Annotated in this window: 24 protein-coding genes and 1 pseudogene; 10 read left to right on the forward strand and 15 right to left on the reverse strand. The window is 71.0% G+C overall.

Going from position 1 to position 26607, the window contains the following annotated elements:
- Nucleotides 1-148: 148 nt before the first annotated feature.
- The 8 genes from MMA15_RS20485 to mce form a co-directional block, all read right to left on the reverse strand.
- Nucleotides 149-1204: an ABC transporter permease gene (locus tag MMA15_RS20485; protein ID WP_241061594.1), complete on the reverse strand. Its 1056-nt coding sequence runs from the start codon at nt 1202-1204 to the stop codon at nt 149-151.
- Nucleotides 1201-2532 carry an ABC transporter ATP-binding protein gene (locus tag MMA15_RS20490; RefSeq protein ID WP_241061595.1) on the reverse strand — a complete coding sequence of 444 codons (1332 nt, stop codon included), beginning with the start codon at nt 2530-2532 and terminating at the stop codon, nt 1201-1203. Before MMA15_RS20490 ends, MMA15_RS20485 begins: the two co-directional genes overlap by 4 nt.
- Before the next feature lie 150 nt (nt 2533-2682).
- Nucleotides 2683-3024 carry a nuclear transport factor 2 family protein gene (locus MMA15_RS20495; protein ID WP_308290622.1) on the reverse strand — a complete coding sequence of 114 codons (342 nt, stop codon included), beginning with the start codon at nt 3022-3024 and terminating at the stop codon, nt 2683-2685.
- 240 nt (nt 3025-3264) lie between these two features.
- Entirely contained in the window at nt 3265-4035 is a 771-nt protein-coding gene (locus MMA15_RS20500) for an ABC transporter permease (RefSeq protein WP_241061597.1), read from the reverse strand.
- A gap of 3 nt (nt 4036-4038) precedes the next feature.
- Nucleotides 4039-5025: an ABC transporter ATP-binding protein gene (locus tag MMA15_RS20505; RefSeq protein ID WP_241061598.1), complete on the reverse strand. Its 987-nt coding sequence runs from the start codon at nt 5023-5025 to the stop codon at nt 4039-4041.
- Nucleotides 5026-5386: 361 nt separating this feature from the next.
- On the reverse strand, nt 5387-6346 hold the full coding sequence (locus tag MMA15_RS20510; protein ID WP_241061599.1) for a coiled-coil domain-containing protein: 960 nt from the start codon (nt 6344-6346) through the stop codon (nt 5387-5389).
- A 123-nt stretch (nt 6347-6469) separates the two neighbouring features.
- The gene (gene scy / locus MMA15_RS20515; protein WP_241061600.1) at nt 6470-9823 is read right to left on the reverse strand and encodes a polarized growth protein Scy; all 3354 of its coding nucleotides are present in this window, start codon (nt 9821-9823) and stop codon (nt 6470-6472) included.
- Between the two features lie 171 nt (nt 9824-9994).
- A complete protein-coding gene (gene mce / locus MMA15_RS20520) occupies nt 9995-10468 on the reverse strand; it encodes a methylmalonyl-CoA epimerase (protein WP_241061601.1) in 474 nt (157 codons plus the stop codon).
- Nucleotides 10469-10648: 180 nt separating this feature from the next.
- Here mce and MMA15_RS20525 point away from each other — a divergent pair, with 180 nt between their 5' ends.
- Entirely contained in the window at nt 10649-11881 is a 1233-nt protein-coding gene (locus MMA15_RS20525; RefSeq protein WP_241061602.1) for an acetyl-CoA C-acetyltransferase, read from the forward strand.
- Nucleotides 11882-12191: 310 nt separating this feature from the next.
- Nucleotides 12192-13151: a methylmalonyl Co-A mutase-associated GTPase MeaB gene (meaB, locus tag MMA15_RS20530; RefSeq protein ID WP_241061603.1), complete on the forward strand. Its 960-nt coding sequence runs from the start codon at nt 12192-12194 to the stop codon at nt 13149-13151.
- Between the two features lie 240 nt (nt 13152-13391).
- Here the strand turns inward: meaB and MMA15_RS20535 are convergent, their stop codons facing one another.
- Entirely contained in the window at nt 13392-13994 is a 603-nt protein-coding gene (locus MMA15_RS20535) for a PepSY domain-containing protein (protein ID WP_241061604.1), read from the reverse strand.
- Between the two features lie 109 nt (nt 13995-14103).
- On the opposite strand from MMA15_RS20535, the gene MMA15_RS20540 reads away from it, so the two are divergent.
- Both MMA15_RS20540 and MMA15_RS28665 read left to right on the forward strand, forming a co-directional pair.
- The gene (locus MMA15_RS20540) at nt 14104-14769 is read left to right on the forward strand and encodes a response regulator transcription factor (RefSeq protein WP_241061605.1); all 666 of its coding nucleotides are present in this window, start codon (nt 14104-14106) and stop codon (nt 14767-14769) included.
- Between the two features lie 586 nt (nt 14770-15355).
- A pseudogene (locus MMA15_RS28665) lies at nt 15356-16474 on the forward strand (sensor histidine kinase); the annotation flags it as partial.
- A gap of 96 nt (nt 16475-16570) precedes the next feature.
- On the opposite strand, the gene MMA15_RS20550 reads toward MMA15_RS28665, so the two are convergent.
- The 4 genes from MMA15_RS20550 to MMA15_RS20565 form a co-directional block, all read right to left on the reverse strand.
- Nucleotides 16571-17056, reverse strand: a complete 486-nt coding sequence (locus MMA15_RS20550) for a MarR family winged helix-turn-helix transcriptional regulator (RefSeq protein WP_241061607.1) — start codon at nt 17054-17056, stop codon at nt 16571-16573.
- A gap of 137 nt (nt 17057-17193) precedes the next feature.
- Entirely contained in the window at nt 17194-17976 is a 783-nt protein-coding gene (locus tag MMA15_RS20555) for an AIM24 family protein (protein WP_241061608.1), read from the reverse strand.
- The gene (locus tag MMA15_RS20560) at nt 17973-18623 is read right to left on the reverse strand and encodes an AIM24 family protein (protein WP_241061609.1); all 651 of its coding nucleotides are present in this window, start codon (nt 18621-18623) and stop codon (nt 17973-17975) included. The genes MMA15_RS20555 and MMA15_RS20560 overlap by 4 nt, the downstream gene beginning before the upstream one ends.
- Nucleotides 18623-19261, reverse strand: coding sequence for an AIM24 family protein (locus MMA15_RS20565; protein WP_241061610.1), 639 nt, complete (start codon nt 19259-19261; stop codon nt 18623-18625). The genes MMA15_RS20560 and MMA15_RS20565 overlap by 1 nt, the downstream gene beginning before the upstream one ends.
- Nucleotides 19262-19353: 92 nt before the next feature.
- Between MMA15_RS20565 and MMA15_RS20570 the strand changes: the two genes are divergently transcribed.
- Both MMA15_RS20570 and MMA15_RS20575 read left to right on the forward strand, forming a co-directional pair.
- Complete coding sequence (locus MMA15_RS20570) at nt 19354-19743, forward strand: DUF3817 domain-containing protein (protein WP_372498276.1); 390 nt, start codon at nt 19354-19356, stop codon at nt 19741-19743.
- Nucleotides 19740-20057, forward strand: coding sequence for an MTH1187 family thiamine-binding protein (locus tag MMA15_RS20575; protein WP_241061611.1), 318 nt, complete (start codon nt 19740-19742; stop codon nt 20055-20057). The genes MMA15_RS20570 and MMA15_RS20575 overlap by 4 nt, the downstream gene beginning before the upstream one ends.
- Here the strand turns inward: MMA15_RS20575 and MMA15_RS20580 are convergent.
- Entirely contained in the window at nt 20030-21106 is a 1077-nt protein-coding gene (locus MMA15_RS20580) for an ArsR/SmtB family transcription factor (protein ID WP_241061612.1), read from the reverse strand. The two genes, MMA15_RS20575 and MMA15_RS20580, sit on opposite strands and share 28 nt — an antisense overlap.
- Before the next feature lie 190 nt (nt 21107-21296).
- Between MMA15_RS20580 and MMA15_RS20585 the strand changes: the two genes are divergently transcribed.
- The 4 genes from MMA15_RS20585 (at nt 21297) to icmA (ending at nt 25570) form a co-directional block, all read left to right on the forward strand.
- Entirely contained in the window at nt 21297-22733 is a 1437-nt protein-coding gene (locus tag MMA15_RS20585) for an MFS transporter (protein ID WP_241061613.1), read from the forward strand.
- A gap of 21 nt (nt 22734-22754) precedes the next feature.
- Entirely contained in the window at nt 22755-23264 is a 510-nt protein-coding gene (locus MMA15_RS20590; RefSeq protein ID WP_241061614.1) for a MarR family winged helix-turn-helix transcriptional regulator, read from the forward strand.
- Between the two features lie 103 nt (nt 23265-23367).
- Complete coding sequence (locus MMA15_RS20595; protein WP_241061615.1) at nt 23368-23700, forward strand: DUF3817 domain-containing protein; 333 nt, start codon at nt 23368-23370, stop codon at nt 23698-23700.
- A 169-nt stretch (nt 23701-23869) separates the two neighbouring features.
- The gene (gene icmA / locus MMA15_RS20600; RefSeq protein ID WP_241061616.1) at nt 23870-25570 is read left to right on the forward strand and encodes a coenzyme B12-dependent isobutyryl-CoA mutase large subunit; all 1701 of its coding nucleotides are present in this window, start codon (nt 23870-23872) and stop codon (nt 25568-25570) included.
- A gap of 78 nt (nt 25571-25648) precedes the next feature.
- Here icmA and MMA15_RS20605 read toward each other — a convergent pair whose 3' ends face one another.
- Nucleotides 25649-26302 (reverse strand): TetR/AcrR family transcriptional regulator, encoded by a 654-nt coding sequence (locus MMA15_RS20605; protein ID WP_241061617.1) that lies wholly within the window; start codon nt 26300-26302, stop codon nt 25649-25651.
- Between the last annotated feature and the right edge of the window lie 305 nt (nt 26303-26607).

Below are 26607 nucleotides of genomic sequence, written 5' to 3' on the forward strand. Positions count from 1 at the left end.
CCCGGCCGGTCACGCCGGACGTACGGCGTCACGACTGACGTGACACCAGGCGTACGGGCTCAGCACGACGGAGGTACGGCAGCTCGGCGGAGGTACGGCACCAGGCGTCAGCACGGACGCCCGGAGCCCGGTCGGCGCCGCCGGGGCGTCACACGTCCCGGCGGTTGAGCATCGCGTACGCGGCGATCAGCGCCGCGGCCGTCACCGCCGCGAGGATGCCCAGCAGCGGCCAGCCCGTGGCGCTCTGATCCTCCGACATGGGAATCCGGTACAGCGACGCGAGGCCGTTGAGCGGCGAGTACTCCATCAGCACCTCGCGCGCCTTCTCCAGCGTCTCGCCGAGCATGAACAGGGCCATGACCAGCGGCAGCAGCACCAGCCCGAGCATCGTCGTGATCGCACCGGCCGAGTGCCTCAGCAGGGCGCCGACCGCCAGGGCGAGCAGCCCCAGCAGCGCCACGTACAGGCCCGCGCCGACGGTGGCGCCGAGCCACTGGCTGTTGCTGGCGACCAGTTCGCCGTTCTCGACGGAGCCCTTGAACGCGTCGACCTTGCTCACATACGACGGGACCTTCTGGCCGCTGAGCATCACGGAGTTGATGAGGGCGGTGACCGAGCAGGCCACCGTCGTCATGACGAACGCCAGCAGGAAGAAGATCAGCGACTTCGCGATCAGCACCCGGCCGCGCTTGGGGCAGGCGGTCATGGTGGTGCGGATCATGCCGGTGCCGTACTCGGATGTGACCACCAGCACGCCGAGCGTGATGATGCAGATCTGCCCGAGCATCAGCCCGAAGAGCCCCGGCGCGAGCAGCGGCATCCCCACGAAGTCGGTGCCGCTGAGGGCGAACGCCGTGAGGAAGCCGATGCCGATGACGAGGACGAACATGACGCCGAGCGTCCACACCGTGGAGCGGACCGAGCGGATCTTCGTCCACTCGGAGACGATCGCGTGGCCGAGGTGGGTGCGGGTCACGGGGATGGGCGAGGCGTAGCCGCCGCCGGGCGCCGGGCCCGGCTGGGGCGGCGGGGCCGTCGCGGTGGCTGTGGCGGGGCCGCCGTGCTGCTGTTGCTGCCCGAAGTCCTGGGGCTGGTACGGCTGTTGGCCCTGCGGAGGCTGCGGGCCCGGCTGACCCTGCGGGCCTTGGCCCTGGCCCTGGTACGGCTGCGACTGCGGCTGCGGCTGGGGGTTCGGCATGCTCATCGGGCGTCGTCCTCGCTGTCGGGCCGGGAAGCGTCGGAGGGGGCGGCGGGGCCTGTGGGCGCTGCGGGCGCCGGGGGTGCCACGGGCCCGCCATGCCCCGGCGGCATCGGAGGCGGCCCGCCCTGCGGCTGCTGGGCGGCGATGTGCGCGTACGGGTCCGGTGCTCCGGCGTACGGGCCCTGCTGCATCGGTGCGCCACCCGGCGGCGGCCCCCAGCCGCCGCCCGGTGCTCCCGGACCCGTCGGTCCCGGCGGCGGCATCGTCCCTGGTGCGCCCGGCACGGCGGGCGGAGCGCCCGGCACACCCTGGGCTCCCGGCATACCCGGTGTTCCCGGCCCCATCGGCACACCCAACTGCCCCGGCGCCAACTGCTGCGGCTGCTGCTGGAGTTGGAGACCCGCGCGCTGGTCGGCGGTGGAGCGGTAGTCCACGGCGCCCTGCGTCAGCCGCATGTACGCCTCCTCCAGCGACGCCTGATGCGGCGACAGCTCCCACAGCCGTACGTCCGCCTGGTGCGCCAGATCGCTGATCTGCGGCAGCGGCAGCCCGCTGACGCGCAGCGCGCCGTCGTCCTCCGGCTGCACCTGCCCGCCTGCCTCCTGGAGGGCCGACGTCAGCTTCTCGCGCTGCGTCTGGTCGCCCTCGGGCGTACGTACGCGGGCGAAGCCCACGGAGTTCTGGGCGATGAACTCCTTGACCGAGGTGTCCGCCATGAGCTGACCGCGGCCGATGACGATCAGATGCTCGGCGGTCAGCGCCATCTCGCTCATCAGGTGGGACGAGACGAAGACGGTGCGCCCCTCGCTCGCGAGCTGCTTCATCAGATTGCGGACCCAGAGGATGCCCTCGGGGTCGAGGCCGTTGACGGGCTCGTCGAAGAGCAGCACCTGGGGGTCGCCGAGCAGCGCCGCCGCGATGCCGAGCCGCTGGCCCATGCCGAGGGAGAAACCCTGCGAGCGCTTCTTGGCAACCTGCTGCAACCCGACCACGCCCAGCACCTCGTCGACCCGCCGGGACGGGATGCCGGAGAGCTGCGCGAGGGACAGCAGATGGTTGCGCGCCGAGCGCCCGCCGTGCACCGCCTTGGCGTCCAGCAGGGCACCGACCTGGCGCGGGGCGTTGGGCAGATTGCGGAACGGGTGCCCGCCGACGGTGACTTGACCCGCCGTCGGGGCGTCCAGGCCCAGGATCATCCGCATCGTCGTCGACTTGCCGGAGCCGTTGGGCCCCAGGAAGCCGGTGACGGTTCCCGGCCGTACCTGGAAGGACAGGTTGTAGACGGCCGTCTTGGCGCCGTAGCGCTTTGTCAGGCCGTACGCCTCTATCATCCGTTTGTCCCTGGACGAAGTTCGGGGCGCACTCGCCCCCGGACATGGCCTAGGAGGCTACAAGGCCGCCTTCTGGTTCCAACCGGTGGCCGGTGCAACCGCTCGCCCACCCCGCCGGGCGCTTCTCCGAGGGACGGCGGACCGAACGGCTCAGCCCGTCAAGGTGCCCTGGTGAAAGTACATCCGCCAACCGGCAGCGGTCAGGCGCCACAGTGAGCTCCGCCACGACCGGCGGCCCTGGTTGTCGGCGAGGTACGTCAGGTGAACGATGCCGGGAGCGAGCGCCACCCCGGACATCTCGCTGACCTCGACCGGGGACTCCGGGGACACCGTGCCGCCGCTCGTCACCGTGAGGATCGACTCCGCGTCCCACCGGCGTCCGGAGGCCCCGATCTCGGCGAAGTCCGGGTCCAAGAGCTCCAAGACGAGCGCCGGGGAAGCCCGCACCTCGGGATCGAGAAGCCGCAGCTCTCCATCGATGGCGCATCTCACAGCCCGCTCGCTCTCGTCCACGACGCAGACCCTACGGACAACTTTCCCCGGTACACAGCGAGTTCTCTGCCCCGGGCGCCCGCCGGTCACGTCCGGGCCTCACCCTGGCGACGGGCGCGCCCCGGACGCCCGGCACTCGGCCTCTCGCCTGCGCGGGCGCGCAGGGTGGTCGCGTGCCGGGCCCGGCGACTGAACCCGCGGTGTGGCGCGCATGGTTGTCGGGTGACAGCCCGGCGAGGGCTACGCGTCCCGCCGCTTCAGCACGATCCACCCGGCCACGAGCGCCGCCAGCGCCCACGCCGCCATGATCGCCAGCCCCTCGTAGGGCCCGTAAGGACGGTTCAGCGACTCCGGCACCACGGCCGTGATCGTCTTGCCCGCCTGGTCCGGCAGGTACTGGGCGTACTTCTTCGTCGCGTTGACGGTGCCCAGGATGTTGGAGATCAGGAAGAAGAACGGCATCAGGATCGCGAAGGCCAGCAGCGGGGAGCGCAGCACGAAACTCAGGCCCATCGAGAACAGCGCGATCAGCGTCATATAGACGCCGCCGCCCAGCACCGCGCGCAGCACGCCCTCGTCCTGGATCGAGACGCTGTGCTCGCCCAGCAGCGCCTGCCCCACGAAGAACGCGAGGAAGCTGGTGGCCATCCCGACGACCAGCACGAGCGACGTGGCGACGAAGACCTTGGAGAGCAGGAAGACGCTGCGCTGCGGTACGGCGGCCAGCGAGCTGCGGATCATGCCGGTGCTGTACTCGCTGGAGACGACCAGCACGCCGAAGGCGATCATCGCGAGCTGCCCGAGACCCGAGCCGGAGAAGCTGGTCTGGGTGGCGTCGAAGCTCAACTGCTGCTGCTTGCCGAGCTTGTCGAACTGTGCTGCGGTGAAGGCGCAGATGAGGGCCGAGAGCCCCACCGTGACCACCAGCGCCGTGGCCAGCGTCCACAGCGTCGACCGTACGGAACGGATCTTCGTCCACTCGGAGCGGAGAACGCGCGTCGTGTGTGGCATGGGCTACCGCTTCCTCCTGACGGGCTTGGGCTTGCCGCCCTGGTCCTGGCCCCGGGACGGCTGCTGCGCTTGCCCGGGGGCGGCCTGATGCTGTGCGTGGTACTCGACGGACTCCGCCGTCAGCCGCATGAACGCCTCCTCCAACGAGGCCTTCTGCGGGCTCAGTTCGTGCAGCACCACCTGGTAGTAGGCCGCCATCTCGCCGATACGGGCGGGCTCGACGCCTTCGACCTGCATCGCACCGTCCTGCTCGAAGACGGGCACGACACCGTGGTGGGTGAGCACGTCCCTCATCCGCTCAGGCTGCGGCGTGCGCACCCTCACGAACGTGCGCGAGTTCTTGGCGATGAAGTCCGCCATCGACGTGTCCGCGAGCAGCTTGCCGCGCCCGATGACCACCAAGTGCTCGGCTGTCAGGGCCATTTCGCTCATCAGGTGGGACGAGACGAAGACGGTGCGCCCCTCGGAGGCAAGATGCTTCATCAGATTGCGGATCCAGTGGATGCCCTCGGGGTCGAGGCCGTTGACGGGCTCGTCGAACATCAGGATCTTCGGGTTGCCGAGCAGGGCCGCGGCGATGCCGAGCCGCTGGCCCATGCCGAGCGAGAACCCCTTGGGGCGCTTCTTCGCGACGTCGCTGAGCCCGACGAGGTCGAGGACCGAATTGATCCTCTTCTTGGGGATGTTGTTGGCCTGCGCCATGCACAGCAGATGGTTGTACGCGCTGCGCCCGCCGTGCACCGCCTTGGCCTCCAGCAGCGCCCCGATGTGGTTGAGCGGGTCGCGTAGCTGGTCGTAGCGCTTGCCGTCGATGTGTACGTCGCCGCTGGTGGGACTGTCCAGGCCGAGCATCATGCGCATCGTCGTGGACTTGCCCGCGCCGTTGGGGCCGAGGAAGCCGGTGACCATTCCGGGGCGCACGGTGAACGTGAGATTGTCGACGGCCGTCTTGTCCCCATACCGCTTGGTCAGCCCGCGCAGCTCAATCATGCGCCGACGCTATGCGTGTAGAGCCACCGATGCCAGTGGATGTTGCGTGCTCACTCACCTCCGTGCGCAACGCGCCGCCGCGGCCTCCGGATCTTTCGGCGGGTTTACCCGTTTACGGCCGATACGGGGGAGGGCGGTTCGGTGACGCGTAACGCACAGGGTCCGCGCCCGTATCCGCGCCCGCCCACCCGAAGGAGGGGGCCTGACGCATGAACGGGCCTGACGTACGAACGAGCCGTGGCTTACGAAGGGCCGTCCGTGGTCTGCGAACGGCCCGCGGTACGCAGACGGGCCCGGCACCAGAAGTGCCGGGCCCGCCGTATGAGCCGTATGCCCTAGCGCCGAGTGCGACGGAGTCGCGTCAGCGGGACTGCTGCGCGGGAACGCCCCGGGCAGCGGCCTCGTCGTCGGCCGCGACGTCGCCTTCCTCGCCGCCCTGGCCCGCCGCGGCGACGGCCGCACCCGTGAGGGTGGCCAGCATCTCGCGGACGTTGGTGAGCTGGGCGTTGATGCTGTCGCGGCGGTTGGTGAGGGCCGCCAGCTCGCGCTCCGACTCGCTGCGGACGCGGTCCGCCTTGGCATTGGCGTCGGCCACGATGTCCTCGGCCTGACGCTGGGCCGTCTCCACCGTCTGACGGGCACGGCGCTCCGCGTCCGTACGCAGCTTCTCGGCCTCCAGCCGAAGCTGCTCCGCGCGGTGCTCGATCTCGGCGAGGCGCTTCTCCGCCTTCGCCTGACGGGAGGCGAGGTCGCGCTCGGACTGCTCGCGCCGCTTGGCGAGGTTGGTCTCGAAGTCCGCGGCGGCCTGGGCGGCCTTGGCGCGGGTGTCCTCGAAGAGGGAGTCGGCCTCCTCGCGCTTGGACTGGGCGTCCTTCTCCGCCTCCGTGCGCAGCGCGTTGGCCTCGCCCTTGGCCTTCTCGACGATGCTCGCGCCCTCGTCCTCGGCCTTGGCCTTGCGCTCGGCGGCGAACGCCTCCGCGTCGTTACGCACCTGCTGCGCGGCGCCCTCGGCCAGCTCGCGGTGCTGCTCGGCGGCCCTGCGCGCCTCGTCACGCAGGTCCTTGGCCTCCTCCTCGGCGAGGCGGAGGATCTTCTCGACCCGCGCGCCCAGCCCGGCGTAGGACGGCTCGGCGTCGTTTACCTGGGCCTGGGCGTTCTGCGTCTCAAGGTGGAGTTCCTCGATCCGCTTTTCCAGCGAGGTGATTCGGGCCAGTGCGCTGTCACGGTCGGCGACGAGCTTCGTGATGCGGTCGTCCACCTGCCCGCGGTCGTAGCCACGTCGCACGAGCTCGAAGCCGAAGGGGGAGGAAGTGTCGCTCATGGGGTTCCTGTCGAGTCAGACGGGTTATCAGACGGGGAGTGATAGGGGAATCCTAGGGCCCAAACCGGCGTGTCATCGAGCCGTTGCCGGTTTGATCTGGAGAATGTGCGCTCGTTCGAGTGGCTAACTTCCGGACTCCTTGCCGGCGGACCGAGTCGTACCTGCGCCAACTCCCGCTGTCACGCCGTTGGTTGACCCGGAGTCGGCCTTGCCCTTCTTACCGGTTTTGCCCTCCGGCCCGCTGCCGGGTCCGGGAGTTTCGAAGGATTCCAGTGCTTCCAGTACATCCTGCACGCGCGAGATCTCGGCGTTGATGTCCTCCTGGCGGCGCTCCAGCACCTCCAGTTCACGCTGCCCGGCCTCGACGGTCCGCTCCGCCTCTGCCCTGGCCTCGTCCCGGATCTGCTCTGCCTCGCGTACGAGTTGGGCCTTGCGCTGCTCTGCGTCCTTGAGCAGTCCCTCCGCCTTCTTCACGGCGGAGACGCGCACGTTGCCCGCTTCGTTGTCGGCCTCGCGCACGACGCGAGCGGCCTTCTCCTCGGCGTCACGCAGTTGTTCCTGCGCCGCCTTCACGAGCTTGTCGCAGCGCTCACCGGCGGCCTGCATGGCCTCGGAGGACTCCCTGCGTGCCCGCTCGTGCAGCTTCTCGATCTCGCGCTCCACACGGGCGCGCTGTTCCTGCGTACGTTCCCTGATGGCGGCGGCGTCGCTGCGGGCCTCCTCCAGCATGGTGTTGGAGTCGTTGCGCGCCTTCTCCACCATCTGACGACTGTCCTCGCGGGCCTCGTTGACCAGACGGTCCGACTCACGCCGGGCTGCGCCCACCATGCTGTCGGCCTGCTCCTCCGCGGACGTCTGCGTACGGCGGGCCTCCTCGCGCGCCTCGGCGAGCAGCCGGTCGGCCTGCTCCGCGGCGTCGTTGCGCCGCCGCGCGGCCTCCTCGCGTGCCTCGTCGAGCACCCGCTCCGACTCCGCGCGGGAGCGCTCCGCCTCCTCCAGGGCCTCCGAAACGGTCGTCTCCGCCATGGCCTTGGCGGCCTCGGACTCCTCCTGCGCCTCCTGCCGCAGCTCCGCGGCGGCCTTCTCCGCCGCGGCCCGCCGACGTGCGATCTCCTCCTCGGCGCGCTCGTGGAGCCCGGTGACCGAGTCGCGTACCTGCTGGGCGGTCTCCTCCGCGGCGCTGACCATGTCGGCCGCGCGGCGCTCCGCCTCCTCGACGAGACGTGCCGCCTCGCTCTGCGCGTCCTCGACCCGCTGCCGCGCCGTGGCCAGCAGCTCGTCGCTCTGGCGGCGTGCGTCCGTGCGTTCCCTGTGGGCCTCTTCGCGGGCGCCGGCCAGCAACTCCTCGGCCTCGCGCCGCCGCCGGTCGGCCTCCTCGCGTGCGGCTTCGAGCGCCTCGGCCGCCTCCGCGTTCGTACGTTCCGCCGCGGCGCTGGCCTCGGCCCTGATCCGGTCGGCGGTGTCCTGCGCCTCGTTGCGCAACCGCTCGGCCTCGGACGCGGCGTCGCTGCGCAACTGCACGGCCAGCGCCTCGCCTTCGGCGCGCGCCTGGGAGGCGTCCGCGTGCGCCTCGCTGCGCAGCCGTTCGGCCTCCTCCTCGGCCTGCTGCTGAAGGGTGCGCATCCGCTCGGCGGCCTCCGCGCGCAGCCGCTCGGTCTCCGAGCGGGCCTCCTCGCGCAGCCGGTCCGATTCGCTGTGCGCGTCGCGGAGTTCGCGCTCGGCGTCCGCGAGCTTCGCCTCGGCCTCCGCGTGCAGCCGCTCCAACTCGGCGGCGGCCTCGGCCTTTCGGTCCTTGGCGGCCTGCTCGGCCTCCTCGCGGATGCGCCTGCCCGCCTCGTCGGCGTCCGCCCGCGTCTTCCCCGCCTGCTCCTCGGCGGTCGAACGCAGCTCCTCCGCCTCGGAGTTGGCGCGCTCCAAGGTCTCCTCGGCCTGGCGGCGCAGCGTCGTGGCGCGCTCGATGGCCTCGGTGCGTACGCGTTCGCTCTCGTTGGCGGCCTCGGAGCGGGTGTCCTCCGCGTCGGCCTTCGCCTTGACGAGGAGTTCCTCGGCGCGGTTCGCGGCATCCTCGATCTGCTGCACGGCCTCGCGGCGTGCCTCGCTGCGGATGCGCTCGCCCTCCTCGACCGCCTCCGCACGCAGTTGCTCGGCCTCTCCGCGCAGCCGCCGCGCTTCCTCCTGGTACTCGGCGGCCTTCTCGCGGTACTCCTTCGTGTCGTCCTTGGCCGCGCCCTCCAGCTCCTCGACGAGCTGCCGGGCCTCTCCGCGCAGCCGCTCGGCCTCCTCCTCGGCCTCACGGCGGATGCGTTCGGCCTCCTCGGACGCCTTGCGCGTGGTGGCCCTGGCCTCCTCGGACGCCTTGTCCAGCTCGTCCTCGGCGGTACGGGCGGCCTCCGCGAGCTGGTTCGCCGACTCCTCCGCCGAGCGGGTACGGGCCTCGGCCTTGGCCTCCTCGATGAGCTGCTCGGCCTCGGCCTTCGCCTCGTCGCGGAGCTGCTGGGCCTCGGCCTTGACGGCCTCCGACTCCTTGGTGGCGTCCGCGACCATGCGGGCCACTTCGTTCTTCGCGGTACGCAGGCGCTGCTCGTTGTCCGACTCGGCGTCCGCAAGCAGCTTTTCGGCCGCCTCGGACGCCTTCGTCAGCTTCTGCTCGGCCTCGTTGCGGGCCTCGCGCAGCGCGGCCTCGGCCTCCTGCATGCGCTCGCCGGCCCGGCGTACCAGATCGGCGGCCTCACGGCGGGACGACTCCGACTCGGAAGTGGAGGAGGTACGCAGCCGCTCCGCGTGCTCACTGGCCTCCTGGGCCTGTGTCGAGGCGGAGTTGAGCATCCGCTCGGCCTCCGCGCGGGCACGGCGCAGAATCGCGTCGGCCTCCGAACGGGCCTGCTCCGCCTCGGAGTTGAGCCTTCCGCGGGTCTCCTCCGCGTGCCGCTCGGCTTCCTCACGCGCCTGTGCGAGGGCGCGTTCGGACTCGGCGCGCGTCTCCTCCATGAGGCGCTGCGCCTGCTGTTCCGTACGGGCGCGAAGCTGCTCCGCCCATGCGACGTTCTCGTTGACGTGGGACTCGACGGTGGAGCGGCGCTCGGCCAGCTCCTGGTCGAGCTGCTGGCGGCGGCGCACCGCCTCGGCGTGCAGCTCCGACTCCAGCCGGGACTGCTGCTCCGCCCGCTCCTGGAGCAGGCGTTGGGTCTCCATGCGGGCGTCGCGCAGCTCGCGCTCGGCGTCCGCCCGCATCTGGTCGGCCTGTAGCTGCGCGTTCCGCAGCAGCGATTCGGCCTGCTGGGAGAGGTTGTCGTAGCTGGCCGGGCGCGTGGCGAGAGCGCGGCGCGCCTCGTGCAGCTTGGCGCGCAGCACTTCGACCTGATAGCCGAGGTCGTCGGCATGGTCGACGGCCTTCTCCCGCTCCTTCTTCAGCCGCTCCATCTCGGCCTCGAACTGCGAGAGGTGGTCGTCAGCCTCGTAGCGGTCGTAGCCCCGCACTGCGCGGTCCCATCCGTCCCCTGGTCGTGGTGGTGAACTGACCCTTCGTGGTGATGGTGTCAGAACATCGGCAGAACTTCGGGCCGGACCTCCAGCCCGGACCCTCCCCTCGGGATGGTGCGAAGGCCCGCCCCGGCCGAGTGGCCACTCTACCGGGCCGAGAAGCAGCCGTCAGTGGCTCGTTGTTGCCGATGAGTCCTGCGAGGTATGAGGGGTGGTGGAGGACCCTGCCGCGGTGACCAACTCCGTGAGCACTCCGTGGCAGTCCTTGGGGTGGAGGAAGGTGATGCGCGAGTCCATGGAGCCCCTGCGCGGCTCGTCGTAGAGAACGCGTACGCCGCGGCCGCGGATCTCCTCCGAGTCGGCGTCGACGTCCGCGGTGCCGAAGGCGATGTGGTGCACGCCCTCGCCGTGCCGCTCAAGCCACTTGGCGACGGTGGAGTCCTCGCGGACCGGCTCCAGGAGCTGGATGTAGGAGGCGCCGCCGTCGTCCGTGCCGTTGATGCGGAGCATGGCCTCGCGGACCCCCTGCTCCTCGTTGACCTCGCTGTGGAAGACCTCGAAGCCGTACGTGGCACGGTAGAAGTCGACGGTCTTGTCCAGGTCGAAACAGGCGATCCCGATGTGGTCGATACGCGTCAGCATTTCCCCAGTGCAGCGCCTGAACGCTCGGTTACGCAACGTGCGCACGGTCACACCCGCCGACCGGTGACCCGGCACCGTACCGCTCAGTACATTGGCGGGACCGCCCTTAACCCTCGTTAACTTCCAACCCCTCCAGCCCGCGCGGGCTGAAGGGGACCCTCAGGAAGGATCTGAACCAGAATGACTGGTACGTCGGCTCGTACTCCCGTCAACAGCACCTCGGTTATCGTCTCCGGCGCCCGTACGCCCATGGGACGTCTGCTCGGCTCGCTGAAGTCCTTCTCCGGAGCGGACCTCGGCGGCATCGCCATCAAGGCCGCGCTGGAGCGGGCCGGCATCGGCGGCGACCAGGTCGAGTACGTGATCATGGGCCAGGTGCTCCAGGCCGGTGCCGGCCAGATTCCCGCCCGTCAGGCGGCGGTCAAGGCCGGCATCCCGATGAACGTCCCGGCCCTCACGGTCAACAAGGTCTGCCTCTCCGGGCTCGACGCGATCGCGCTGGCCGATCAGCTCGTGCGCGCGGGCGAGTTCGACATCGTGGTGGCGGGCGGACAGGAGTCGATGACCAACGCGCCGCATCTGCTGCCCAAGTCGCGTGAGGGCTACAAGTACGGCGCCGTGGAGATGCTGGACTCGATGGCCTACGACGGCCTGACCGACTCGTTCGAGAACATCGCCATGGGCGCGTCCACGGAGAAGCACAACACCCGCCTCGGCATCGCACGTCCCGAGCAGGACGAGGTCGCGGCACGCTCGCACCAGCGGGCCGCGGCCGCGCAGAAGAACGGCCTCTTCGAAGCGGAGATCACTCCGGTCGAGATCCCGCAGCGCAAGGGCGACCCGGTCGTCTTCAGCCAGGACGAGGGCATCCGGGGCGAGACGACCGCCGAGTCGCTGGGCAGGCTCAAGCCGGCCTTCGCCAAGGACGGGACCATCACGGCGGGTTCGGCCTCGCAGATCTCCGACGGTGCGGCGGCGGTCGTCGTGATGAGCCGCGCCAAGGCGGAGGAGCTGGGCGTCGAATGGCTCGCGGAGATCGGCGCTCACGGCAATGTCGCGGGCCCGGACAACTCCCTCCAGTCGCAGCCCTCCAGGGCCATCGAGCACGCCCTCGCGAAGGACGGCTCGGGGCTCAAGGCGGCGGACCTCGATCTCATCGAGATCAACGAGGCGTTCGCGGCCGTCGCCGTGCAGTCAACGAAGGATCTCGGCGTCAGCCCCGAAAAGGTGAACGTCAACGGCGGCGCCATCGCCCTCGGGCATCCGATCGGAATGTCCGGCGCGCGTATCGTCCTTCATCTCGCGCTGGAGCTGCGGCGCCGGGGCGGCGGCACGGGCGCGGCGGCGCTGTGCGGCGGCGGCGGGCAGGGCGACGCGCTGCTGGTGCGGGTTCCGGGGAACGCGGACAAGTAAGCGGACAGGCAGGCCGACGGCTGAGCGGACAGGCAAGGCCGGTGCCTGCCGGGCGTAAGGGCTGAAGGCCGTAAGAGCCGGGGGCCGGACGTAAGAGCCGGGTCCGGACGCGGCTGGGACCTCGTGAAACGGGACCGGCGGCGCCCGGCCCGGCACGCCGTACAAGGGCACGCGGTCGTGCCGACGCCACGGACGCGGCCGTACGGACGTACACGAGCAGGCACGCACGCGGCCACGGCCGTACGGGAACACGGTCGTACGGACTACCGGCGACAGCGGCGAAGGACGAAGGACAGGGGAGCGCAGCAGCATGGCGGTGGACGTCTCCGAGCTGGTCGAGCAGGCGAGGGAGGGCAGGCCGAGGGCCGTGGCCCGGCTGATCTCCCTCGTGGAGGGGGCGTCCCCGCAACTGCGCGAGGTGATGGCCGCACTCGCGCCGCGCTGCGGCAACGCCTACGTGGTGGGCCTGACGGGATCGCCGGGCGTGGGCAAGTCGACGTCCACGTCGGCGCTCGTCACGGCGTACCGGCGCGCGGGCAAGCGGGTCGGGGTCCTCGCCGTCGATCCGTCCTCGCCGTTCTCCGGAGGGGCGCTGCTCGGCGACCGGGTGCGGATGGGCGAGCACGCCTCCGATCCCGGCGTCTACATCCGCTCCATGGCGACGCGCGGCCATCTCGGCGGGCTGGCGTGGGCGGCCCCGCAGGCCGTACGCGTGCTGGACGCCGCCGGATGCGACGTGGTGCTCGTGGAGACCGTCGGTGTCGGCCAGAGCGAGGTGGAGATCGCCGCGCAGGCCGATACGAGCGTGGTGCTCCTCGCCCCCGGCATGGGCGACGGAATCCAGGCCGCGAAGGCGGGAATCCTGGAGATCGGCGATGTGTACGTGGTCAACAAGGCCGACCGCGACGGTGCCGACGCGACCGTGCGCGAGCTGAACCACATGCTGGGGCTGGGCGAGGCGAGGAAGCCGGGGGACTGGCGCCCGCCGATCGTTAAGACCGTCGCGGCACGGAGCGAGGGCGTGGACGAGGTCGTCGCCGCGCTGGAGAAGCACCACGCGTGGATGGAGGAGCACGGCGTCCTCGCGCAGCGGCGCGAACGGCGTGCCGCACGGGAGATCGAGACGATCGCGGTGACGGCGCTGCGGGAGCGGATGGGCGAACTGCGCGGCGGCAAGCGGCTGGACGCGCTGGCCGGGAAGGTCGTCGCGGGTTCGCTCGATCCGTATGCGGCGGCGGACGAACTGGTCGCGGGAGTGACGGAGCAGTAGCGGAGCAGCAGGGGGCGTCCTCTAGACGGGCGGGCTTGCGGTGCGGCCTCCGGGTCCGGCCGGGGAGCCGTTTCCGGGGAGCGTGTCCGAAGTGACCGTGGCCGACGGGCGGTTCGGCGTGCGGTCACGGCGCCCAGCCCTCCCCTGACACGGCGCCGGTGCGGCGGGACCGGAGAACCGTCCCGCCGCACCGGGCAGTCGAGGCCGAGTGTCAGTCGTCGCCCCGGCCGTCGTCGTGTGTCAGTGACGGCCGTGTCCGCCGTGACGGCCGTCGTCGTCGCCATGGCGGTCGTCGTCGTCCGGCCCGTCGTCGTCTCCGTAGCGGTCGTCGTCGCCGTGGCGGCCGTCGTCGTCGCCGTCCTCGTAGCTGTCGTCGTAACCGCCGTCGTCGTCGCGGTCGTCCCTGTCGTCGCGCTGGTCGTCCCCCCGGTCGTCGTCGCGGTCGTGGTCCGCGGGCTGCTCGGTGAGCTTGCCGGAGGTCGCGTCGACGAGGAACTCGTGCTCCACGCCGTTCCCGTCGACCGTCTTGACCTCCCAGGCGCGGGTGCCGTAGTCGTCGTCCAGGTCGACCGAGGTGACCGTGCCCTTGGCGGCGCCGGTACGGGCTGCGTCCTCCGCGGAGATCTTCAGGCCGGCGGCGGAGTAGTCGCCGTCCCGGCGGTCGTCGCGGTCGTCGTCGCGCCCGTCCGCCCCGTCGTCGTCTGCGCCGGGCGAGCCGGCACTCGTGCTCGTGACCTGTGCGCTCTTCTGGTCGCCGTCGCCGGACAGGGCCACCGCCGAGACAGTGCCCGTGCCGATGAGTGCCGTGGCGGTGAGGGTCGCGATCATCAGCTTGCGCTTCATGGTTCCTCCCGAGTGGTTGCGATGCCGGAGCCACCGTGGCGGGAGGATGCTGAAGTCAGCCTGAAGCCACCTGAAGATCACTTCAGGTGGGATGCGGGAGAGTGGTCCCATGCGCCTGCTGATCGTGGAGGACGAGCGGCGGCTCGCCCTCTCGCTCGCCCGGGGGCTGAGCGCCGAGGGATTCGCCGTGGACGTCGTGCACGACGGACGCGAAGGCCTGCACCGGGCGACCGAGGGTACGTACGACCTGATCGTGCTGGACATCATGCTGCCCGGCATGAACGGCTACCGGGTCTGCGGCGCCCTTCGCGCGGCGGGCGACGAGACTCCTGTGCTGATGCTCACCGCGAAGGACGGCGAGTACGACGAGGCCGAGGGCCTGGACACCGGTGCCGACGACTATCTGACCAAGCCCTTCTCATACGTCGTGCTGCTGGCCCGCGTACGTGCGCTGCTGCGGCGGCGCACCCGCGGCGCCCGCAACGTGCTGCGGCTGGGAGCCCTCTGCGTCGACCCGGGCACGCGCCGGGTGAGCGTCGGCGAGAACGACGTCGAGGTGACGGCGAAGGAGTTCGCGGTGCTGGAGCATCTCGCGGTACGTGCGGGCGACGTCGTCTCCAAGTCCGAAATCCTCGAACACGTCTGGGACTTCGCATACGACGGCGACGTCAACATCGTCGAGGTGTATGTGAGCGCGCTGCGCCGCAAGCTGGGGGCGGGCTGGATCGCCACCGTGCGCGGCGCCGGATACCGGCTGGTGGACGCCGGTGCGTAGGGGATCGGTCCGTACGCGTGCGGCGCTGGGCGCGACCCTGGTGGTGGCCGTGGCGCTGGTGGCCGCCGGTTTCGCGGTGGTGGCGGTGCTGCGGGACGGGCTGGCCGGGAACGCGAAGCTCCAGGCCGAGTCGACGGCACGCGGCGTCGCGGCGGAGGTCTCCGACGTCGACGCCCGTGGCGTACGGCGGCTGGACGGGCTCGACACCGACGACGAACCCGCGCAGGTCGTCGGCCCACGCGGCAAGGTGCTCGGCGCAAGCGAGGGGCTGCGCGGCAGGGGCCCGGTCGCGGGCTTCAACCGCGTAGAGGAGGACGGCACACCGGAACCGGACCGCAGCACGGGCGACGACGGCGACGACAGCGGAACCGGCGAAGACAGCGGCGCCACCGGCGACGAGCACCAGAACCGGGACCGCGACCGGCACAGGAACCGCGGCGGCGACGACAGCGGCCCCGGTTCCGGCTCCGGCAGCGGCGAGGACAACAGCGGTCACGGCTCGGGCTCCGGCAGCGGCGAGGACAACAGCGGCCACGGTTCGGACGACGACGCCCGCGAGGACGACTCCCCCGAGGACGACTCCCCCGAGGACGACGACGGCGACGCCCCGGCGACCACCCCGTCCGCGACTCCCGGCGACGACACCGAAGTCGACCGCGACAGCGAGCAGCAGACCGTCAAGCTGAACGGCCAGGACTTCACGCTCGTAGGGGTGCAGAGCAGAACCCGCGACGGCACACCCGTGACCGTCTACGCGGGCGCCTCGCTCAAGGACCAGCAGGAGGCCGTCTCGTCGGTGACTCAGGCGATGCTCGTCGGCCTGCCCGCGCTGCTGCTGGTCGTAGGGGGCGTGACATGGCTGGTGACACGGCGTGCGCTGCGCCCCGTGGAGAGCATCCGCGGCGAGATGGCCGGAATCATGGCGAGCGCCGACCTCTCGCGACGCGTTCCCGAACCGGACGCACGTGACGAGGTCGCACGGCTGGCCCGCACGACGAACGACACCCTGGCCGCCCTGGAGTCCTCCGTGGAGCGCCAGCGCCGCTTCGTCGCGGACGTCTCACACGAGCTGCGCAGCCCCATCGCCTCCCTGCGCACCCAACTGGAGGTCGGCGCCGCCCATCCCGATCTGCTGGACGTGGACGGCGCGGTGCAGGACACGGTGCGGCTTCAGCAGCTCGCCACGGACCTGCTGCTCCTCGCGCGCCTGGACGCGGGGGAGCGGCCCGGCGAGGGCCGGGTGGCGCTGGGCGCGCTCGCACGGGAGGAACTGGCACAGCAGCAGGGCCCGCACCCCGTACGGCTCGGGACGATGGCCGACGGCGAAGTCACCGGCTCCCGGGCGCAGTTGGCGCGGGTGGTGATCAATCTGCTCCAGAACGCACAGCGTCACGCGTCCTCGGAAGTGCACCTGTCCGTAAGGGAGTCGCACGACGGCGACGGCCCATGGGTGGAGCTGGAGGTCTCCGACGACGGTCCCGGCGTGCCGGAGGCCGAGCGCGAGCGGATCTTCGAGCGCTTCGTGCGGCTCGACGACGCCCGCAGTCGCGACGAGGGCGGCGCGGGGCTGGGCCTCGCGATCGCCCGCGACGTGGCCACGCGGCACGGCGGGACTCTGTCGGTCAGGGCCGGTTCCCGCTTCGTGCTGAGGCTGCCCGCGGCGCAGAGCCGGGAGCGGGAACGGCGTACGGAGGAAGAGACGTAGGCGTTACGGAAGAAGAGAAGAAGCGACGAAGAACGGGACGTAGCACGCGACGAACAGCGGAGGATTCGCCGGGCCGCGGCCGGGGCCGGGAGGCGGCTAGAAGCGGCCCCGCTCGGCGCGGAGCTTCTCGGCAACGGGCAGCAGCGTCTCCCGCAGGTGTTCCACGTCCTCAGGGGACATCCGGTCGATGAAGTGGCGCCGCACGGACTCGACATGGTGCGGTGCGACGCCGCGCATCGTCTCCCAGCCCTCCTCGGTCAGCACGGCGAAGAGTCCGCGCTTGTCGGACTCGCAGTTCTCACGTCGGACCATGCCCGCCTTCTCCATGCGCGTGATCTGGTGCGAGAGGCGGCTCTTGGACTGGAGCGTCGAGGCCGCGAGGTCGCTCATCCGCATCCGGTGATCCTCGGACTCGGAGAGATTGACCAGGATCTCGTAGTCGTTCATGGTCAGGCCGAACGGCTGGAGGTCACGCTCGAGCTGGTACATGAGCAGGCGGTTGACGTCCAGGTGGACGCGCCAGGCGGCCTGCTCGTCAGCGGTGAGCCAACGGGTGCCGTTGGTGCCGTTGTCGGTGTCCATGCCCGAGACTTTACATAGGGCTCGTACGGATGTGCCCTGCTCCTGCCCTCGTGACGCCCCCCCGGACCGCCGCCGGGCGGTTCCCGCACGGCCCGGTCCCGCTCCCGCCCGGCTGCCGTTCCGTCTGCGTTCCGCTCTCAGAGCCCGAACCTGCGCTGGAGGCTGCCGAGCTGGCCGGGAAGCTGCGGTGTCTGCTGGCCGCCGTGGTGCCCGCCCTGCGGTCCGTGGCCGCCGCCGGGGACGCCCGCCTCGTGCGGCACCGCACCCGTGGCCTGCTCTGCCATGAGCGTCTCGCTGGACTGGATCAGGACCGTGCCCGAGCCCACGAACTCGAACTGGTGCTCCTCGCCCGAGGCTCCGCCGATGCCGGTCATCGCGCGGATCCCGCCCAGCACGCCTTTGAGATAGCCGTGGTCGTAGTGGTGGCACGGCGAGGGGCAGTCCGCCCAGCCGACGAGCGCCTGCGGGTCGACGCGTACGGGCGGCTCGACGAAGTGCACCGCGCCGTTGGAGGCGGCCACGAACTTGCCCGTGCCGATGAGGGTGAGGAACCCGGGGATGATCGACTGCTTCAGGGACAGCGTCGGTTCGAAGGCCAGCAGGTTCCCCGAGCGCACCGTGAGGTTGCCGTCCTCGAGGTCGTAGGAGTTGACGTCGAAGGCCCGGTCGGCGAGGAGCATCTTGCCGCTGCCCTCGGCCACGACCCAGTCCGCGGCGTGCAGCGGCGAGTGGAAGCTCGTGGCGACGAGGCGGTCGAGGCGGCCGTGTCCGACGCCGTTGAAGTCGATCTGCCCGTAGTAGGCGATCATCTTGCCCTTCTGGAGGAACCACTGGCCGTCGAGTTCCACGCAGAAGGTGTACGGGTTGACGTTGTCGTCGGACGGAAGCGTCGTGACGTCCAGTACCTGCGGGGCGGTCAAAGCTTCTCCTCACTTGCCTGTACGAACACGGCGCCGTTCCCGGACAGTTCGAGCTGGAACGCCTCGCCCGAGCCGCGTCCCACCATGTCGCGCCAGCCGAGCGCGGTGGACAGCTTGTTGCGTACGTCGCCGTGGTGGGCCACATACGCCTGCGGGTCCACGTGCACGGGACGGTCCGGGGTGACCGGCAGCCGGATGATGCCGCCGTGCGCCATCACCGCGACCGCGCCCTTGCCCTTGAGCGTCGTGGTGAACAGGCCCTGGCCCGTGACCTGGCCGCGCACCATGCCCATCACGCCGCCGTCCGAGCCGAGGAAGAGGGTGCCCTGTTCGAGCGTCCCGTCGAAGGCGAGCAGCCGGTCGGCCTCGACGCAGAGGGTGTCGCCGTCGAGTTCGATGACCTCGACGTGGTGGCCGCCGTGGCCGAACATCACGGTGCCCTGCCCCTCGACGGTCATCAGCGGCGTCGCCTCGTTGGCCACGCGACGGCCGATCATGGACATCAGACCGCCCTGGCCGCCTTGCATGTTGGGCGTGAAGCGGACGTCGCCCTTGTACGCGATCATGGCGCCACGCTGGCTGAACAGCCGCTGTCCGGGCTGGACTTGTGCCTCGACCATCTTGGCTGTGATCTCCCGGAACGGCATCAGACCTCGCCCCCGATCGTGTTCCGCTCGCTGGGCTGGACGTAGACCAGACCGTCTCCCTCGAAACGGATCTGGAAGGACTCCCCGGACCCCTCGCCCATGAATGTGCGGAAGTTCACCCCGGACTGGAAGTGCTGCTGGAGGCTGCCCTGGTGCGCTATGTACGCGCCGGGGTCGACCTGGAGCGGCATGCCCGGCGTGACGCGCAGCACCACCGCGGGGCCGTCGGACATCAGCGCCGCCTGTCCGGAGCCCTCGACGGTGGTGGTGAACAGCCCGTTGCCCTGTGAGGCGCCGCGCAGACCCGTGAAGGTCGTGCCGGTGCGCAGACCCGCGTCCGTGCACAGCAGATTGCTCGCCTCGACATGGAGGGTCTCGCCGTCGAGCTGGACGAGATTGATGTCGGAGGCGCGGTCGGCGAAATAGCAAGTGCCGTGCCCCTTCACCTCCATCACCGTCATCTGCTCGCCCGTCAGCCGCCGGGTGACCATGCCGCGCAGGCCCTCCCCGCCGCCTGACATCTTCTTGAACGCCATCTCGCCGTCGTAGGCGACCATGGAACCGTTCTTCGCTTTCACGGCGTCGCCGCTCATGGAGACGGCGAGCACTTTCGCACTGTGAAGTCGGAACTGAGGCACATGGGAAACCTACCCTGGGCTGGGCGGCGCCGGGCAGGGCTGCCACAATGGGCAGCGCTTGTGCATCTCTTCACAAACGATGAGGTTGTCCCGTGGCCATCCTGGAAACCCCGACCGGCCTGCCTCCGAAGTCGGTCTCCGCACTGCGCCGTCTCCGCCTCGTCTCGGTCCCCGAGGCGATCTCGTTCCTGCTGCTGCTCGGCTGCTCCGTGCTGAAGCGGACCAGCGACTTCAACGCGGTCCCGGTGATGGGCGCCGTACACGGCGTGCTCTTCATCATGTACGTGCTCTTCTGGGCCGATGCCTGGAACCGCGTGCGCTGGCCGCTGGGCCGCGCCGCCCTGCTGTTCGTGCTCGCCGTGCTGCCTGCCGGCGGGTTCTTCGCCGACCGGGCGCTGCGCCGCGAGGAGGAGGCGGGCGTGATCGCCGCCCGTGCCCGCAAGGAGCAGCACGCCCGACGGGCCGACGCGGAGAAGCCGTGATCGTCGCGTTCTCGGTGACGCCGCTCGGAGTGGGCGAGGACGTCGGCGAGTACGTGGCCGACGCGGTACGGGTCGTGAGGGAGTCGGGGCTGCCGAACCGCACGGACGCCATGTTCACCTCGCTGGAAGGCGATTGGGACGAGTGCATGGACGTGGTGCGCAGGGCCGTCGCCGCCGTTGAGCGCAGGGCTCCGCGCGTATCGCTCGTGCTCAAGGCCGACATCAGGCAGGGCGTGACGAACGGGCTCACCTCGAAGGTCGAGTCCGTTGAGCGGCAGCTCGGCGCTCAGGACGCAGGCGGCCGGGAGGGCTGAGCGGGCCCGGTCCGCTGAGCGCCGTCCGTGGTGCCCGCGCCGCCGCCGAGCAGTGCCATGCCCAACGGTGTCCGCTCGTAAAGCACTTGGTGATGTGCCCGGCGTGAGGTGAGCAGCCCCGCGTCACGCAGCGCCGACAGATGCGCCGACACCGACGAGGGCGCAAGACCGAGCCGCATCGCCAGCGACGTCGTCGACGCGGGTTCCTCCAACTCGCCCAGTACGGCTGCCCTGTTGACGCCGAGCAGCCGTGCGAGCGCCTTCGCCGAGTCGGGCGTGGGCCGCTGCCACAGCCCGCCGACGCCGCGCGCCGGATAGATCACCGTGGGCTGCCAGGGCGGTGCGAAGCCGCTGACCACGTCCGGCCAGATGAACACGCTCGGCACGAGCAGCACGCCGCGCCCGCTCAGCTCCTGCTCCATCGCGTCGCGGGACTTGGTGCGTACGGAGAGCGTCGCTTCCCGCCACGACAGGCCCTGATGGAGGTCGGCGAACAGCTCCTCAAGGCCGCCCTCCGCCAACTGCCGTGTGCGGTAGGCGATATCGGCCTCCAGCAGATCGCGCAGACGCGGCCAGTCCGGTGCGATCAGCGCCTTCCAGACCTGCTCCGTGAGATCGGCCAGCTCCTGTACGGCACGCGCCGGGTGGTCGAGCATCGACCGGCCCAGAGCGGACTCGGCGGCGCCCGGCGTGCACGCCAGGGAGCGGGCGATCTCCTCCCGCGCGAGTGCGGGGTCGACGGCGCGTACGCGGGCCAGTTCGTCGTCGAAAGAGCCCGACGAGCCTGCCGGACCGGGGCGTGCGGACGTGGCGGGCGGCGGCCCGAGGAAGTCCGGGGTGTAGCCGCTCGTCCGTGGCATCAGCAGCCACAGCGGGGCCAGGTCCAGTTCGGCGGCGGCGCCGTGGATCCGTCGCAGCCACGGCAGGTGGTAGCTGTGCCGGTCGGTGCGGCGCAGCGTGCGTACGGCCTCATGGGTCTCGCAGAGGGGGGAGAGGGCGAAGCGGCAGCGGAGCAGATCGTCGGTGCCGAACCGCAGATGCAGTGGCATGGCTGCCCTCCCCCCGTTCCATCGCTCCTCGCCGAACTCCGGTGAACGCCACGGGAGTCGCCGTCGGCGGCTGCCGACGACGTGCCCCGCTCCCGCGCCCGCTCGTGGCTCCCGAGCCTGCTTGTCCGCAGGTGATTCGCCCTGTGCCGAAAGACTAGAGAGCCCGTCGCCGCGGCGACAGTCTTGCGTCATGACCTCTCAGGGCTACCGTGCGGTCTTCCGGGTGCGGGAGTTCCGGTTCGTCTTCGCGGCCCATGTGTTCTCCCTGCTCGGCGGTGTGGTCTCACACGTCGCCCTGCCCGTGCTGGTGTACACGCAGACCGCCTCGCCCCTGATGTCCGCCGTCACCATGGGCCTCGGATTCATGCCGCAGGCGCTCGGCGGCGCGCTGCTCGCTCCGGTCGCCGAACGGTTCCCGGCGCGGCCGGTGTTGATCGGCTGCGATCTGATCTGCGCGGCGAGCGTCGCGGCGATGGCGGTGCCCGGCATGCCGCTCGCCGCGCTGCTGGTGCTGCGTGCTCTGACGGCCTTCGTACAGCCCCTGTTCGGAGGCGTACGTGCTGCCGGGCTCGGCGACTTCCTGAAGGGCGACGCGTTCGTACTGGGACGTTCGCTGATCAGGATTTCCGCGCAGGGGGCGCAGATCGCGGGGTTCGCGGCCACGGGCCTGCTGTTGCTGGCGCTGCCGCCGCGCGGTGCGCTGCTGCTCACGGTCGCCGGATTCCTGGTCTCCGCGGCGCTGTTGAGGATCGGCACCGTGAATCGCCCGCCCGCCGCGCGCCCGGCCCCGGTCACGGCCCCCGGCTCGGCCCCCGACAGGACCCCCGGTACGGCCTCCGGTACGGAACGCGGTGCGGACGGCCGTGCGGCAGGTGCTCCGAAACGCGGTTCGGCCCGCAGGACGAGAACGGGCGGCACCCGCGCCCTCTTCGCCGACCGGCGGATCCGGGCCCTGCTTCTGCTGAACTGGCTGCCCCCGGCCTTCGTCGTCGTACCGGAGGGCCTGGCCGCCCCGTACTCGGCGGCGATCGGCGCGGGCCCGGTCGGCGTGGGGCTGCTGCTGGCAGCGATGCCGGTGGGCGGTGTGGCGGCCGAACTCGCCGTGGGCGCGCTGCTGAGGCCCAAGGCGCGGGAGCGCCTGGTGCTGCCTCTCGCGGGCTCTCTGCTGCTGCCGTTCCTGCTGTTCGCCTGGCGGCCCGGACTGCCTCTCGCGCTGGCCGCGCTGCTGGTGGCGGGCACGGGCGTCGCCTACACGCTGGGCCTCGACCGCTGGTTCTTCGACGCCGTCCCGGAGGAGTTGAGGGCGCGGGCGATGACGGTGATGACGGCCGGGCTGATGAGCGTGCAGGGCCTGGGGATGGCGGCGGGCGGCGTCGCGGCCGAGTTCATGCCGCCGCACTGGGCGATCGTGGCGGCCGGTGGCCTCGGCACCGTATGCGTGCTCGCGGCGGTCGGCGCGGTACGGGCAGCGGGCGCCGTCCCGGCCGCGCCCGATGCGGAAGGCAGCGCTCGCGCGGCTGACGGCAGCGACTGCGCCCCTGACGACAGTGCCCGCGCGGCTGACGGCAGCGCCTCCGCGGCTGAAGCCGGTGGACCGGTGCATGAGACGCCTATGGCCGACATGTGAGCGCCCACTAGGGTTTACGGCGTGCCGAAGCCGCTCAGTCTGACGTTCGACCCCATTGCCCGCGCCGACGAACTCTGGAAGCAGCGCTGGGGATCGGTGCCGTCCATGGCCGCGATCACCTCGATCATGAGAGCCCACCAGATCCTGCTGGCCCAGGTCGACGCCGTGGTCAAGCCGTACGGGCTGACCTTCGCGAGATACGAGGCGCTCGTGCTGCTCACGTTCTCGCGGGCCGGTGAGCTTCCGATGTCGAAGATCGGCGAGCGGCTGATGGTGCACCCCACCTCGGTCACCAACACCGTCGACCGGCTCCAGCGTTCCGGGCTGGTGGCCAAGCGCCCCAACCCCGAGGACGGACGAGGCACCCTCGCCTCCATCACCGACAAGGGCCGCGAGGTGTGCGAGGCGGCCACCCGGGAGCTGATGGCGGTGGACTTCGGCATGAGCGCCTACGACGCGGAGGAGTGCGGCGAGATCTTCGCGATGCTCCGGCCGCTGCGCATCCGCGCGCAGGACTTCACGGAGGACTAGCCGGGAGGACCGGCTGCCCGGGGCGCCGGCCTCCGGCTCGCCTGGCCCGGTACGCCCGGGGGCGGCGGATGGCCGTACGGAACGGCCCGTTACGCTCGTGCCCATGAAGAAGTCCGTACTGACCCGGTACCGGGTGATGGCCTACGTCACCGCCGTGATGCTGCTGGTGCTGTGCACCTGCATGGTGTTCAAGTACGGGTTCGACATGGGCGAGGACCTGACCTTCGTGGTCTCGCAGATCCACGGCCTGCTCTACATGATCTATCTCGTCTGCGCCTTCGACCTGGGGCAGAAGGCCCGCTGGCCGTTCGGCAAGCTGCTGTGGGTGCTGCTGTCCGGGACGATCCCGACCGCCGCGTTCTTCGTCGAGCGCAAGGTCGTACGTGAGGTCGCACCGCTCGTGGAGGACGCCGGGGCCGCCACCGCCGAGGCGTAGGCGCCCGCCCGACGCGGGTCTCGCGCCCGGCGGTTCCGTACCCGCGCCTCTCTCCCGTGTCGCCGCGCACAACGCCTGCCGCTTTCATCGCCCCGATCGCCCCTTCTCCCACACCCGTCACCGAACGATCGGTCGACAATTACTAGGACGTCCAAGTAAATTCGATCGTATGGACGCTCACGCGATTGAAGAGGGCCGCCGCCGCTGGCAGGCCCGTTACGACGCCGCCCACAAGCGCGATGCCGACTTCACCACGCTCAGCGGCGACCCCGTCGCGCCCGTCTACGGGCCGCGCACCGGCGACACGGTGGAGGGGTTCGAGCGGATCGGCTGGCCCGGCGAGTATCCGTTCACGCGTGGTCTCTACCCCACCGGCTACCGCGGACGGACGTGGACCATCCGCCAGTTCGCGGGCTTCGGCAACGCCGAGCAGACCAACGAGCGCTACAAGATGATCCTGGAGTCGGGCGGCGGCGGGCTCTCCGTCGCGTTCGACATGCCGACGCTGATGGGCAGGGACTCCGACGACCCGCGTTCGCTCGGTGAGGTCGGCCACTGCGGCGTCGCCATCGACTCCGCCGCCGACATGGACGTGCTCTTCTCCGGCATCCCCCTCGGCGACGTCACCACGTCGATGACGATCTCCGGCCCGGCCGTGCCCGTCTTCTGCATGTATCTGGTGGCCGCCGAAAGGCAGGGCGTCGACCCCCGCGTCCTCAACGGCACGCTCCAGACGGACATCTTCAAGGAGTACATCGCCCAGAAGGAGTGGCTGTTCCAGCCGGAGCCCCATCTCCGCCTGATCGGCGATCTGATGGAGCACTGCTCCCGCAACATCCCTGCCTACAAGCCGCTTTCGGTCTCCGGCTACCACATCAGGGAGGCGGGTTCCACCGCCGCCCAGGAACTGGCGTACACGCTCGCCGACGGCTTCGGATACGTCGAACTCGGCCTGAGCCGGGGCCTGGACGTCGACACCTTCGCTCCCGGTCTCTCCTTCTTCTTCGACGCGCACGTCGACTTCTTCGAGGAGATCGCCAAGTTCCGCGCGGCGCGCAGGATCTGGGCCCGCTGGATGCGCGACGAGTACGGGGCGACGAGCGACAAGGCGCAGTGGCTGCGCTTCCACACGCAGACCGCGGGTGTCTCGCTCACCGCGCAGCAGCCGTACAACAACGTCGTACGCACCGCCGTCGAGGCGCTGGCGGCCGTGCTCGGCGGCACCAACTCCCTGCACACCAACGCCCTCGACGAGACGCTCGCCCTCCCGAGCGAGCAGGCCGCGGAGATCGCGCTGCGCACCCAGCAGGTGCTGATGGAGGAGACCGGGGTCACCAACGTCGCGGACCCGCTTGGCGGTTCGTGGTACGTGGAGGCACTGACCGACCGCATCGAGGCCGACGCGGAGAAGATCTTCGAGCAGATCAAGGAGCGCGGCAGCCGTGCCGTCCCCGCCGGCAACCACCCCATCGGGCCGATCACTTCGGGCATTCTGCGCGGCATCGAGGACGGCTGGTTCACCGGTGAGATCGCCGAGGCCGCCTTCACCTACCAGCGGGCGCTGGAGAAGGAGGACAAGAAGGTCGTCGGCGTCAACTGCCACACCTCCTCGGTCACGGGCGACCTGGAGATCCTGCGCGTCAGCCACGAGGTGGAGCACGAGCAGGTACGCGCCCTTGGCCGGCGCCGCAAGGAGCGGGACGAGGCAGCCGTATCGGCGGCCCTCGCGCGGATGATGGACGCGGCCCGCGGCGACGCGAACATGATCGAGCCCATGCTGGACGCGGTGCGCGCGGAGGCCACGCTCGGCGAGATCTGCGACGCGCTGCGGGACGAGTGGGGCGTCTACACGGAGCCGCCGGTCTTCTGACGGTTCGGGCCCGGCGGCCCGGCGGCTCGGCGGCCCGGCGGTCTCCTCCGGCCGCCCGGCCGTCGCCGGGCGTGGCCGTCAGGCTGAGCGCGGGCTCTCAGGCCAGGACGCGGACGCCGCCGCGAGCCCCTGGAGGATCAGTGTCGTGAAGCGGCCCGCCCAGTCCGCGTCCACCGGCTCCGCGCTCACCAGCGTCCGGTGGACCACCGCGCCCGCGATGACGTCGAAGATCAGGTCGACGAGCCGGGCGTCCTCGTCGGGGTCGCCCGCGTCGGGGGGCAACTCGCCGCGCTCCTGGGCACGTTCGCGCCCCTTGAGCACCAGCCGCTTCTGCCGTTCGACGATCGCCTCGCGGATGTGTTCCCGCAGTACGGGGTCGTGGGTGGACTCGGCGACGACGGCCATCAGGGACGCGCTCGTGCCGGGCCGCTCCAGCAGGTCCCCGAAGGCCATCACCACGCACTCGACGTCGGCCTGGAGGCTTCCGCAGTCCGGCAGTTCGAGCTCGTCGAAGAGGGCAGCGACGGCGTTGACGACGAGTTCGCCCTTGTTGGACCAGCGCCGGTAGAGGGTGGTCTTGGCGACTCCCGCCCGTGCGGCGACGTGCCCCACGGTGAGCTTGCTCCAGCCCACCTCGACGAGCGCCTCACGGGTCGCGTCCATGATCGCGGCGTCGGCCTCGGCGCTGCGCGGTCTGCCGGCGCGGCGAGGTGAGGGGGCGGAGGAGGGCATGGCGCCAGACCATACCGGCCGGTCTGCCGCGGCGGGCAAACGGATCCGGCCGTTCGGCGGCGGGCTCCCGGGGCAGGGCCCGGTCGGCGCCGGGAACCGCTTGTCCCCGCTTGCCCGTTCCGGAATGAGCAGGGGACTTGCGCGACCGGCCCCCGGACGCGTTACGCTACGGGGCGTATCGGAAACGGGGATCTCCGGTGCGACGACCACGCCCGCGCGCTGACCACGCGCACACCACGAAGGCAGAATCCACGGCACGACCGGCACCACGGCGGGACCACGACCACCCGCAGGGCCGGGACCCA

The organism is Streptomyces marispadix (genome assembly GCF_022524345.1).
GTDB classification, from domain to species: Bacteria; Actinomycetota; Actinomycetes; order Streptomycetales; family Streptomycetaceae; genus Streptomyces; species Streptomyces marispadix.